This is a genomic window from Sphaerospermopsis reniformis (genome assembly GCF_005402885.1).
Lineage (GTDB): Bacteria > Cyanobacteriota > Cyanobacteriia > Cyanobacteriales > Nostocaceae > Sphaerospermopsis > Sphaerospermopsis kisseleviana.
Window position 1 is genome coordinate 1 of record NZ_BJCE01000182.1, and the last position, 11,129, is coordinate 11,129.

General features: G+C 37.4%; 13 protein-coding genes. 7 read left to right on the top strand and 6 right to left on the bottom strand.

The features are described from left to right. Positions 1-118 precede the first annotated feature (118 nt). The 3 genes from FFR48_RS30200 to FFR48_RS20265 all read right to left on the bottom strand — a co-directional run bounded on the left by FFR48_RS30200 (position 119) and on the right by FFR48_RS20265 (position 1,555). Positions 119-247, bottom strand: coding sequence for a hypothetical protein (locus tag FFR48_RS30200; RefSeq protein ID WP_255427218.1), 129 nt, complete (start codon positions 245-247; stop codon positions 119-121). Positions 248-374: 127 nt separating this feature from the next. Then, a complete protein-coding gene (locus FFR48_RS20260; protein WP_137668621.1) occupies positions 375-1,238 on the bottom strand; it encodes an isocitrate lyase/PEP mutase family protein in 864 nt (287 codons plus the stop codon). Between the two features lie 146 nt (positions 1,239-1,384). Beyond that, a complete protein-coding gene (locus tag FFR48_RS20265; protein ID WP_162501922.1) occupies positions 1,385-1,555 on the bottom strand; it encodes a hypothetical protein in 171 nt (56 codons plus the stop codon). 297 nt (positions 1,556-1,852) lie between these two features. Between FFR48_RS20265 and FFR48_RS20270 the strand changes: the two genes are divergently transcribed. The 3 genes from FFR48_RS20270 to FFR48_RS20280 all read left to right on the top strand — a co-directional run bounded on the left by FFR48_RS20270 (position 1,853) and on the right by FFR48_RS20280 (position 5,993). Beyond that, positions 1,853-3,274, top strand: a complete 1,422-nt coding sequence (locus FFR48_RS20270; protein ID WP_137668622.1) for an aldehyde dehydrogenase family protein — start codon at positions 1,853-1,855, stop codon at positions 3,272-3,274. Positions 3,275-3,619: 345 nt separating this feature from the next. Next, positions 3,620-5,023 (top strand): histidine--tRNA ligase, encoded by a 1,404-nt coding sequence (hisS, locus tag FFR48_RS20275; RefSeq protein ID WP_137668623.1) that lies wholly within the window; start codon positions 3,620-3,622, stop codon positions 5,021-5,023. Positions 5,024-5,594: 571 nt separating this feature from the next. Then, positions 5,595-5,993, top strand: coding sequence for a nuclear transport factor 2 family protein (locus FFR48_RS20280; protein ID WP_137668624.1), 399 nt, complete (start codon positions 5,595-5,597; stop codon positions 5,991-5,993). Between the two features lie 84 nt (positions 5,994-6,077). Here the strand turns inward: FFR48_RS20280 and FFR48_RS20285 are convergent, their stop codons facing one another. Together FFR48_RS20285 and ald are read right to left on the bottom strand one after the other, a co-directional pair. Beyond that, on the bottom strand, positions 6,078-6,542 hold the full coding sequence (locus FFR48_RS20285) for a hypothetical protein (protein WP_137668625.1): 465 nt from the start codon (positions 6,540-6,542) through the stop codon (positions 6,078-6,080). 852 nt (positions 6,543-7,394) lie between these two features. Further along, positions 7,395-8,486, bottom strand: a complete 1,092-nt coding sequence (gene ald, locus FFR48_RS20290; protein WP_137668626.1) for an alanine dehydrogenase — start codon at positions 8,484-8,486, stop codon at positions 7,395-7,397. A 325-nt stretch (positions 8,487-8,811) separates the two neighbouring features. Here ald and FFR48_RS20295 point away from each other — a divergent pair, with 325 nt between their 5' ends. From FFR48_RS20295 to FFR48_RS20305, 3 genes are all read left to right on the top strand, one after another. Beyond that, on the top strand, positions 8,812-8,982 hold the full coding sequence (locus tag FFR48_RS20295) for a CAB/ELIP/HLIP family chlorophyll-binding protein (RefSeq protein ID WP_096569692.1): 171 nt from the start codon (positions 8,812-8,814) through the stop codon (positions 8,980-8,982). Between the two features lie 255 nt (positions 8,983-9,237). Continuing rightward, a complete protein-coding gene (locus tag FFR48_RS20300; protein WP_096572734.1) occupies positions 9,238-9,537 on the top strand; it encodes a hypothetical protein in 300 nt (99 codons plus the stop codon). 337 nt (positions 9,538-9,874) lie between these two features. Then, positions 9,875-10,096 carry a hypothetical protein gene (locus tag FFR48_RS20305; RefSeq protein ID WP_137668627.1) on the top strand — a complete coding sequence of 74 codons (222 nt, stop codon included), beginning with the start codon at positions 9,875-9,877 and terminating at the stop codon, positions 10,094-10,096. A 141-nt stretch (positions 10,097-10,237) separates the two neighbouring features. Here FFR48_RS20305 and FFR48_RS20310 read toward each other — a convergent pair whose 3' ends face one another. Continuing rightward, a complete protein-coding gene (locus FFR48_RS20310) occupies positions 10,238-10,855 on the bottom strand; it encodes a cytochrome c oxidase subunit 3 (RefSeq protein ID WP_137668628.1) in 618 nt (205 codons plus the stop codon). A gap of 45 nt (positions 10,856-10,900) precedes the next feature. On the opposite strand from FFR48_RS20310, the gene FFR48_RS20315 reads away from it, so the two are divergent. After that, positions 10,901-11,038 (top strand): hypothetical protein, encoded by a 138-nt coding sequence (locus tag FFR48_RS20315; RefSeq protein WP_162501923.1) that lies wholly within the window; start codon positions 10,901-10,903, stop codon positions 11,036-11,038. Positions 11,039-11,129: the final 91 nt, after the last annotated feature.

Consider the following 11,129-nt stretch of genomic DNA (forward strand, 5'->3'; position numbering starts at 1 on the left):
CAGGTTATTTTCCTGTAAGGGCGAAGCATTCGGACGATAAATTATCAATTTTTATCACAGGCTATTTTCCTGTAAGGGCGAAGCATTCGGACGATAAATTATCAATTTTTATCACAGGCTATTTTCCGAATGCTTCGCCCCTACGACTCCTGACTCCTTGAACTGCAAAAGTGAGAAAATCTTCCCAAGTTGCTTCTACCCAAGTATCAGTGGGGATAGTTGTTAAAACTAAAGGAGAGTTAACCATAATTAATCACTGTATGCTGTTATTATTTAGTCTAACTCCAAAGATTGATCAATGTGGTGATAGTTAAAAGTTGATTTTTCCCAATCACCAATCACCAATCACCAATCACCAATCACCAATCACCAACTTACTCTTTATACTTCTTTTCAACTTGCAAATATTGAGGAACACCCATCAAATTTTGAAAATCTTGAAAACCCATCAAACCCGATAAATTAGCTGTATTTCCCTGTTCTTTTAGATGTTGAAAACAATTACTCATTACTTCAGTGACAACCATCAGCGCAGTCAAGGGAAAAAAGACAATTTTAAAACCCAAACTTTGTAATTCTGCGGTTGTAATTTCCGGTGTTTTTCCACCTTCCACAATATTAGCAACTAAAGGAATATCAGGAAAAGAATCAGCAATGATTTCTAATTCTGCCACAGATTGGGGAGCTTCGATAAACAAAACATCTGCACCCGCATTAATATAAGATTTTCCCCGTTCAATAGCTGCTTCTAAACCCAACGGTGCGCGTGCATCAGTTCGGGCTATAATTACCAAATCACTATCACCACGAGCATCTACAGCAGCACGAATTTTTCCCGCGTGTTCCTGCATAGAAATAACTCGCTTACCTTCAAAATGACCACATTTTTTAGGACATTCTTGATCCTCCAAAATTATCCCCGCTAAACCAATTTGTACCGCATCTTTTACCGTCCGCATTACATTTAAAGCATTACCATAACCAGTATCACAATCAGCAATTAATGGTATATTAATTGATTGGGTTATTCTTCCCACACTATAAAACATTTCCGTAGCAGTGAGAAAACCATAATCAGGTAAACCCAAGGTAGAAGCAGCAATACCAAAACCGCTAGTAGCAGCAACTGGAAAACCCGTTTTTTCTACTAACTTCGCACTCAGACAGTCATAGACACCGGGAATAACAATAATTTCCGAACCTGCGAGTAATTCCCGCAATTTTTGAGAAGTAGACATCACCAAAATCATACAGTTAACATCTTTAATAATACCTTAATTTCACGGTTTAATAGATATTTTTCGTCAGTTATAATAATTTAAGGTAAAGGTAAAGAAATTTTTTCTGCAATTCTTCATGGTCGTTTTTGCATAATTTTGAGCATTTACTGAATGTTAGAAAAACTCAGATTAGCAAGATGAGCTTTTATTCCCAAACTTCGCAACTCAAAGTAAATCGGTAAACCACAAAAAATATCAAAACCTCCTCCCATCCCCGCAATGAGTAAGTTTTTGCAGTTAGCGATTTGGTTAAGGATAGGTAAATTTAAGTTCATATTTGTTTATGAAACAATAGTTGTCAATATCTACTATAAAATCTAATATTATTAGGACTTACGGAAGATGTGACTGAAAACCTTATTCTTGCGGGTAATTCATGAATTACCCCTACTTTCGTTCCCTTTTGCGTAAGTCCTGATTATGATAACCTAAAAACATAATACCCAGATCCCCGACTTCTTGAATAAGTTGGGGATATATCCACTTTCTAACCTACTGACCATAATTTGAAGAATAAATAATTCTCTAGTCCCTAGTCCCTAGTCCCTAGTCCCTAGTCCCTGTTCCTGCCAATGACAAAACCCATAGAAGTCCGCAACCCCCGCACAGGTAAATTTGATTATGTCATCATTCCCCCACCCCCGAAATTGCTTTCTCAGCAATGTCATCGACTCCGTAGGGGACAAAATGCTTGGCAAGAAATCGGTATAGAAGGTAGAATTGAAGCATTAAAACAATGGAAACAAGCGATATTAACAGAACGCAAATTATTAACAGATGCCTTAGTCAATGATACAGGTAGATTAGCAACATCAATATTAGAAATAGACTCTTTTTTAAATAGCATTGATAGATGGTGTAATTTAGCTCCCCAGCTATTACAAGAAACCGCCAAAAACACATCTATTCCCTTTATTGCTTTACATCAAACTGCTGTTCCTTACCCCCTAGTTGGTGTAATTAGCCCTTGGAATTTTCCCCTTTTATTATCTACAATTGATACAATTCCCGCCTTATTAGCAGGTTGTGCGGTGATAGTAAAACCGAGTGAACTTACACCCAGGTTTGTTGCACCTTTGATGACAAAATTAAATACAATTCCCCATTTAAGAGATGCCTTAAATTTTGTCGAAGGTGCAGGACAAACAGGAGCGGCTTTAATAGAAGAAGTAGATTTAATTTGTTTTACAGGTAGTGTAGAAACAGGAAGAGTAGTAGCAGAAACTGCCGCTAGAAACTTCATTCCCGCATACTTAGAATTAGGTGGAAAAGATCCCGCAATTGTCTTAGAATCAGCAGATTTAGATTTAGCAGCTTCCGCAATTTTATGGGGTTCTGTCGTCAACACAGGACAATCATGTTTATCAATTGAAAGAATTTATGTAGCTGAATCTATATATGAAGAATTTTATCATTTATTAGTCACAAAAGCCCATCGTTTGCAACTAGCATATCCCACAATTGAAAGCGGAGAAATAGGACCAATCATTTCTGAAAAACAAGCAGCAATTATTAACGAACATTTAAAAGATGCCGTTGACAAAGGAGCAATAATTCACTGTGGTGGTAAAGTAGAAGAAATAGGTGGTGGTTGGTGGTGTCGTCCCACAGTAATCACCAACGTTCACCATTTTATGAAAATCATGAACGAAGAAACCTTTGGTCCAATTATGCCAATAATGCCTTTTTCTAGTATTGAAGAAGCCATAGATTTAGCCAATGATTCTATTTATGGATTGAGTGCTGCTATATTTGCAGAATCAGCAGAATTAGCATTAGAAATTGGAATGCAATTAGATGTAGGAGCTATTAGTATTAATGATGCCGGTTTAACAGCTATAATGCACGAAGGAGAAAAAAACGCTTTTAAATTTTCTGGTTTAGGAGGTTCGCGCATGGGTCCTGCTGGTTTAAAACGCTTCCTCAGAAAAAAAGCCTTTTTGATTAAAATGAACACCAGTAAAGATCCTTGGTGGTTTCATGATTCAGAATAGGTGACAGGTGATAGGTGATAGGTGATAGGTGATAGGTGATAGGTGATAGGTGATAGGTGATAGGTGATAGGTGATAGGTGACAGGTGATAGGTGACAGGTGATAGGTGATAGGTGACAGGTGATAGGTGATAGGTGACAGGTGACAGGTGACAGGTGACAGGTTACAGGTGACAGGTTACAGGTGACAGGTTACAGGTGACAGGTGACAGAAAGAAATCTATCAATTACCAATTACCAATTACCAATTACCAATTACCAATTACCAAAATCACGATGTGGTTCATTTACCTGAAAATAGCTGTAATTTAGTATGATAACTACTTATTCACCAACAAGGTAAAAGCATGGCAAAAAGCGACAAAATCAACTTTTCCACTCCTAGCGGTTTTCCCGAATTTCTTCCCAGCGAAAAGCGTCTCGAAGTATATTTATTAGATATAATTCGTAAAGTTTTTGAAAGTTATGGTTTTACACCCATTGAAACCCCAGCAGTAGAAAGGTTAGAAGTGCTGCAAGCCAAGGGAAATCAAGGTGATAATATAATATATGGTATTGATCCAATTTTACCACCAAATCGCCAAGCAGAAAAAGATAAATCTGGGGAAACAGGTTCAGAAGCAAGAGCTTTAAAATTTGATCAAACTGTTCCTTTTGCTGCTTATATTGCCCGGCATTTAAATGAATTAACTTTTCCCTTTGCGCGTTATCAAATGGATGTAGTTTTTCGGGGAGAACGAGCAAAAGATGGACGTTTTCGGCAGTTTCGCCAATGTGATATTGATGTTGTGGCTCGTGGTAAACTCAGTTTATTATATGATGCCCAAATGCCAGCAATTATCACCGAAATATTTGAAGCTATTAATATCGGTGATTTTGTCATTCGCATCAACAACAGAAAAATTCTCACTGGGTTCTTTCAATCTGTAGGAGTAGCTGAAAACCAAATTAAAGCTTGTATTGGCATCATTGATAACTTAGAAAAAATCGGCGAAACGAAAGTTAAACAAGAGTTAGAAAAAGAAGGTATTTCTTCAGAACAAACAGAGAAAATCATTGAGTTTATCAAAATAGATGGTAGCGTTGATGATGTTTTAGATAAACTCAAATATCTAGGTTTAAACTTACCATCAGCCGAAGAATTTAATTTAGGAGTCAGTGAACTAGAAACCGTAATTAATGGAGTCAGAGATTTAGGAGTTGCTGATAAACGTTTCTGTATTGATTTATCTATTGCTCGTGGTTTAAACTATTATACAGGAACTGTTTACGAAACAAGTTTAATTGGACATGAAGCTTTAGGTAGTATCTGTTCTGGTGGCAGATATGAAGAATTAGTAGGAATGTTTTTAGGGGAAAAAATGCCGGGTGTTGGCATTTCTATCGGCTTAACGCGGTTAATTAGTCGCTTGTTAAAAGCAGGGATTTTGAATACATTACCACCCACACCAGCGCAGGTAATGGTAGTGAATATGCAGGAAGATTTAATGCCTGTTTATTTAAAGGTATCACAACAATTAAGACAAGCAGGAATTAACGTTGTTACCAATTTTGATAAAAAACAATTGGGTAAACAATTTCAATCCGCAGATAAACAGGGAATTAGATTTTGTGTGATCATTGGTGCTGATGAAGCAGCAGCGGAAAAATCATCACTCAAAGATTTACAAACAGGTGAACAAATAGAGGTAGCTTTAGCAAATTTAGCTGAAGAAATTAAACAAAGGTTAGGTATAATTAAATCAGTGTAATAAGTACCTAAACCTTCGTTTATGCGCTTTTTACGTGGTTTATTCGACAAGTTGATGGGCTTTTTCCAATAAAATTAATAGCAATGTCCAGTATTTTAATTTTATTGGACATTGCTAAATAATGAACTAGGAAAAAACGTTCACCAAAGGTGTTCCCGAAGGGTAGAACACGAAGAGAAGAAGATAGATAATCTTACGATGTAGATTACTATCTTGCCATCCCCTCAAAAGGTGTGTAACCTTTGAGTGGTGAAAATTGCAATAAGGTGGTTGTTACAGCAGTTTTCATATCTTTAGACCACATGTTGACGCGAAACCTAAATCAAAATGTGGTTTATTTACCTGAAAATAGCTGTAAATTATCAACGTGGGGTGAGACACCTGATGGGTATAACACTACACCCAATATTCACAAGATCAGAAATATAATAATTGATGAATTGATTCCTTTGGCTAGGTGTCAATTAATTAGGGCGATCGCACAACCATAGTAAAACTATCAAGTAAAACTATAACGGAACTGCGATCGCTTCTTTGATCAATTGATAATTGATAATTGATAACAACATAAATGAAGAATACATCAGAAAACACTTTAAAAACTGCTCAACAAGCATTTGAGCATTTTAAACAAGGTTTAGCCACTGGTGAATGGCAAAATTTTCTTGATATGCTTACCGATGATTTTACCTTTTGGTTTCCAATGGGTAAATTTCAAGGTTTAAATACAGGTAAAGAACGAGCAAAAGAATTTTTTGAATATGTTTCTGAAGCCTTTAAACCTGGACTAAAGCTAACTTCTTTAGACAACATTACCAGCAACGAAAAAACAGTTATTTTTGAATTTCGGGATGAAGGCAACTTATTAGGACAACCTTATAAAAATCGGGTTGCAGTTGCCTTTGATGTGCGCGGTGATAAAATTTGCAGCTACAGAGAATACTTTGGTAGTGATGGTAAATCGTATTAAAGTCATTAGTTATTAGTCATTAGTTATTATTCAAAAACTTTTCCTCCCCTACCTCCTCTCTTGACTCCTGACTCCTATTTAATATTAATTTTTCTCCGCATCTAAACCATTAATTTCTCGACATTTAACCTCAGCAGCTTGATAAGCATCCAAATATTTTTGATCACCTAACATTACATCCCCATAATATTCATAAGGTGCATCACCATAAATGGGTAAAGGATCATCTTCAGGATAATCTTCCTCTGATTCTTCAATAATTGCTTTTAGCTTTTTCACAGTCAAACTTTGAGCAGGAAAATACCAAATGTTCTCTGCTTTTCTTTTTAAATGAGGAAAAGTCGGATCAATAATTACATTTTCTAACTCAATCCAAGCGTGTTCAACAGGTTTGAATGGATGACCACTAAAAACTATAAAACCTTGAACATACTTTGCACCTTCGGTTGCTAAAACTGCTTTATAAGCATTATCAAAAGGTTTTTTCGCTTTACTTTTGATACTTTCGGCAACTTGCAAAGACAGTGATTCATCTAATAATTGATTCATGGTGACAATTATCTTCCTTTAATACAATCAACTCTATCATCTCTTAATTTTTGCTCTTGTAACCAAATTTTTATCAATTCATTAACAAGAGAAATATAAAAAAATAGATAAAAATTGCTTATATTTCGCCTTTAGCCGTTCTCTCGTCTCTCTTTCCCAGTATCCGACTAGGAATGCCATCATAGAGGCTCTGCATCTGCTATTATTGAAAGCAGAACCTTCCAGAATTAATGGGAGCATCCTTAACGGGTGACAAGACGGTTGAAGATGAGATGTGGCAATAATTTGAGAAAATAAGCGGGTAAAAAAATAGGGGCAAGGAAATGTATGCAATAGGTGGTTTCAATCCCTAATAGGGAGTAATTTGAATTGCAATTTGTATTTGAACCATCAAAAGGAATTAGACAGAGAAAATAATTTGTTTCAATCCCTAATAGGAGTAATTTGAATTGCAATTTATTAGCCAATGAAAGCAGAGGTTGGCAATATTTTAAGTTTCAATCCCTAATAGGGAGTAAGTAGGTAGGCGTTAAAATTTATCGTTATGGCAAGGCAAAAGGCAAGAGGGAAGAGACTTTCAGGGGATTTACCTTTTGTAACATACCTCGGTTTTTTCAAGCCGACTTACTTAATTTGAATTGCAATAGCAGGAGGCTGAAACCCAGTCTGTGTAAGGTGCGCGAGGGTCTAGAGAACATGAATAGCCTCAAAGTCAAGCCTATCAAGAGATACAGGCATTTTTTGACAACATCCATTTTTTACACCCACCCCCTCGCGCAAACACAAGAACAACAGCAACAGGCAAACTCTCAAAAAACTTATATCTGTCACCAGTCACCAGTCACCTGTCACCTATTTACCCAAGTCAGGAAAAACCTCTTGTACAGCGGGATGTACTAAACGATGATTTTTCACATTCAAACCTTTACCTAAAGCGGGGTTAACTTCTAAAGCTTTCACACCCAAATTAGCCAACTGCACAACATAAGGCAAGGTACTATTATTTAACGCTTGAGTAGAAGTCCAAGGTACAGCACCGGGCATATTAGGAACGCCATAATGTACCACACCTTCATCAATATATACTGGATTGGTGTGAGATGTGGCGTGTAATGTTTCCACACATCCACCTTGATCAACAGCCACATCCACAATTACCGAACCAGGACGCATTTGTTTCACCAATTCACGAGATACTAAAATAGGTGCTTTTTTACCTGGTATTAACACTGCACCAATGACTAAATCAGCTTCTTTAACTGCGGTTTCAATGTGGGCAGAATTGCTATAAAGTAATTCTACTCTAGAACCAAATAAAGTTTCTAAATAAGATAGCCGTTCTACATTCACATCTAAAATTTGTACTCCAGCACCCATACCTACAGCAATTTTAGCGGCTTCTGTTCCCACAACACCACCGCCTAAAATGACGACTTTACCAGGTTTAACTCCAGGTACACCGCCTAAAAGTACACCTCTACCACCTTGTTGACGTTCTAGAAATCTTGCCCCAAATTGTACAGCTAACCGACCAGCAATAATACTCATGGGCGTGAGCAAAGGTAGTCTATTTACTCCTGGTTGTTCTACAGTTTCATAGGCGATCGCACAAGTTCCAGCATCAATCAAATTTTCTGTTAATTGCCGATCAGCCGCTAAATGTAAATAAGTAAATAATAACAGGTCTTCTCGCAAAAACTTATACTCTGTTTTTAAAGGTTCTTTGACCTTAACAACCATCTCCCGATGCCATGCAGATTCTGCTGTATCAACAATTTTTGCTCCCGCACTACGGTAATCATCATCTGTAAATCCAGCACCATCACCAGCCATAGTTTCTACAAACACAGTATGACTGCTTTCCGTGAGAACCCTCACACTAGAAGGACTCAAACCCACCCGAAATTCTTGATCTTTAGTTTCTTTAGGTACACCGATTTCCATTTATTTATAACCTCTAATTAACCTCTAATAATTTTGGATTCACTATGATTCACTCTAGAGTGCAGTATTTGTTCCACTCCGTCCGTATTCAATCATTCAAAATTGCAAATTTAGCGATCGCTCCTCCCTTGACGAATCTTCCACAGTTCTTACAATAGATAAAGAAACATTAAAAATTGTAAAGCAAGGGTTTGTATCACGCTATCCAAGATTCTTGCATAAGAACTTGCATAAGAATCTCAAGCTCAAACCCCATCACTATTTCAGAAAAGACAGTTAAGTTTCGTTTGCCAATCACCATTGTTTCAGAGAGGAACTTTTGATCATGACACAACCACAACCAACCGTCACCCCCAAATTAGAAGAACCCAAGTTTGGATTCAACGAATATGCTGAACGTTTAAACGGTCGTGCAGCTATGATTGGTTTTATCTTAATGGTCGTGATTGAATATGTCACTAATCAAGGTGTACTTGCTTGGTTGGGTTTGAAATAGTTTCCACCACAAGCCAACGATTTCAGATGTAAGCTAGAAATTAGAAGAGTAAAAACCAGTTGGATCAACCAGCTGGTTTTAATTTATGGAAAAAGTAGCGCAATATCTGTATAGAGTATGGTGAATTACCCCACATCTATTTTGAACCCAGAAAACTATAATGTGAGATGACTTGATAGCTAGAAATGATAATTGAATAGCAATTGCGCTATTGTGGAACAATTTACAAGAAAAGTTAGCGGAAAGAAAGCTGTGATGAACGCTATATTACCTCGTTTTTTGAAGTCAGCCTACCGGAAAGAACCTATCATTAGTGTATTAGTTACAATGGGTATAGTAGATGCACTGATTGGGGGTTTAGATGATAGCTGGTCTTTATTCACCTTTGGTTTAGGAACAACAGTAGTAGCTTTAGCCTTTAAATTATGGCGGGTGCAGCAGCAACCCCCCATGCCAGAGGAAACTGTGGTGCAACATTATTTACCACCTCAACCCTCTACTCCACCATTACCAATCATTACAGTTTCCAAGAAAAAACCACGTCAAAATAATTGAAAATTGATAATTGATAATTATGGATTAATGCAGAAGAGAGAGATAATTGTGAGCAATGAAGCAAGCAGGGGAGGTAAGAGATTTATTTCCTCTGGACAGCTATGGAGTTGATCAAAATCACATGAAATAACAGCCAGAAAACGATACCAACAGGAGTTAACATCAAAATTAATCAACGTATTTCCGCAAATGAAAAATATATATCCTGCTCAGAGTTTGCTTGTTGAGGGGCGACAAGCAGGTTAAAGCAAAAGACACACAAAAAGAAATAGGTTAGCGCAGCCTTACTCACAAAGAAACGGTATTGTAAAAATGCACTCACATTCTCCCAAAAACTATGAAAAATCAAGTAGTTAATATAACTTATGAAATTGAACTTAAACCAGGGGAAAAATTTACTTTACCTGAATATTTAACAGAAAGTATAGGAGCAGGAAATTGGATAATTACTATCCAACCAAAACCAAATTCTCCCATAGGTACTCGCAGCCATGACGCATTTTTAAAAGGCTACACTCCAGAAGACGAAGGACTTTATGACAACTATACAACCGGGTGAATTCTGGTTAGCTGATATTCCTTTTACAAGTGGTGTAAGTTCTAAAAAACGCCCCGTTCAATCACCAATCACCAGCAACAAAAAAACCCCCTGGATGGGGGACTGGAATTCAAGTGGAGTGAATAACCACAAAATAAATACCTACAGTAAATAGATTAATCCGAACAAAATTATCCAGATTACGTCCACAAAGTGCCAGTATAATTCAGCGGCTTCTATGCCGAAATGATGTTCATTGCTATAGTGTCCGGGAGTACGCGATCGCCACAACACTGCCAAAATCGCTAAAACCCCTATGGTTACGTGCAAACCGTGAAAGCCGGTGAGAACATAAAACGCACTAGCGAAAAGATTGGTAGTTAAACCAAATTCCAGATGAGTATATTCATAAACCTGGCCTACCAAGAAAATCGCACCCATCAGCGCAGTAATAGCTAACCAAGTACGCATTCCCTTTTCATCATTCTTTTTGATGGCAGTATCAGCATTGTGCATGACAAAACTACTGGCGATCAAATTGATAGTATTCACACCAGGTAACAACAGTTCTAACTCTGGTGTACCTTCCGGTGGCCAGACAGGTAAGGTAGAACGGAAAGCTAAATAAGCACCGAACATACCCATAAAAATCATACCTTCAGCAATAAGAAACACGACCAAACCAAATAAACGATGATCTGGATGTGCTTCATGATGGGCATCTACAGTCCCATGACGATTTTGTTCAATGATCGTAGTGTTAGCTATTTGACTTTGCATGAATTTTTTATTTGGTAATTGGTAATTGGTAATTGGTAATTGGTAATGGGTAATTGGGAATTGGGAATTGGGAATTGGGAATTGGGAATTGGGAATTGGGAATTGGGAATTGGGAATTGGGAATTGGGAATTGGGAATTGGGAATTGGTAATTGGGAATTGGGAATTGGGAATAGTTGATTAGAAAACATAAAATTGATTACCCAGTCACCAGTCCCCAGTCACCAGTCCCCAGTCACCAGTCACCAGTCCCCAGTCACCAGTCCCCAGTCACC

What these genes read in the sequence shown, in the direction of transcription:
- FFR48_RS30200 (WP_255427218.1), bottom strand. Translation starts at nt 247, where the DNA reads ATGGTTAACTCTCCTTTAGTTTTAACAACTATCCCCACTGATACTTGG.
- FFR48_RS20260 (WP_137668621.1), bottom strand. Translation starts at nt 1,238, where the DNA reads ATGTCTACTTCTCAAAAATTGCGGGAATTACTCGCAGGTTCGGAAATT.
- FFR48_RS20265 (WP_162501922.1), bottom strand. Translation starts at nt 1,555, where the DNA reads ATGAACTTAAATTTACCTATCCTTAACCAAATCGCTAACTGCAAAAAC.
- FFR48_RS20270 (WP_137668622.1), top strand. Translation starts at nt 1,853, where the DNA reads ATGACAAAACCCATAGAAGTCCGCAACCCCCGCACAGGTAAATTTGAT.
- hisS (WP_137668623.1), top strand. Translation starts at nt 3,620, where the DNA reads ATGGCAAAAAGCGACAAAATCAACTTTTCCACTCCTAGCGGTTTTCCC.
- FFR48_RS20280 (WP_137668624.1), top strand. Translation starts at nt 5,595, where the DNA reads ATGAAGAATACATCAGAAAACACTTTAAAAACTGCTCAACAAGCATTT.
- FFR48_RS20285 (WP_137668625.1), bottom strand. Translation starts at nt 6,542, where the DNA reads ATGAATCAATTATTAGATGAATCACTGTCTTTGCAAGTTGCCGAAAGT.
- ald (WP_137668626.1), bottom strand. Translation starts at nt 8,486, where the DNA reads ATGGAAATCGGTGTACCTAAAGAAACTAAAGATCAAGAATTTCGGGTG.
- FFR48_RS20295 (WP_096569692.1), top strand. Translation starts at nt 8,812, where the DNA reads ATGACACAACCACAACCAACCGTCACCCCCAAATTAGAAGAACCCAAG.
- FFR48_RS20300 (WP_096572734.1), top strand. Translation starts at nt 9,238, where the DNA reads ATGAACGCTATATTACCTCGTTTTTTGAAGTCAGCCTACCGGAAAGAA.
- FFR48_RS20305 (WP_137668627.1), top strand. Translation starts at nt 9,875, where the DNA reads ATGAAAAATCAAGTAGTTAATATAACTTATGAAATTGAACTTAAACCA.
- FFR48_RS20310 (WP_137668628.1), bottom strand. Translation starts at nt 10,855, where the DNA reads ATGCAAAGTCAAATAGCTAACACTACGATCATTGAACAAAATCGTCAT.
- FFR48_RS20315 (WP_162501923.1), top strand. Translation starts at nt 10,901, where the DNA reads ATGGGTAATTGGGAATTGGGAATTGGGAATTGGGAATTGGGAATTGGG.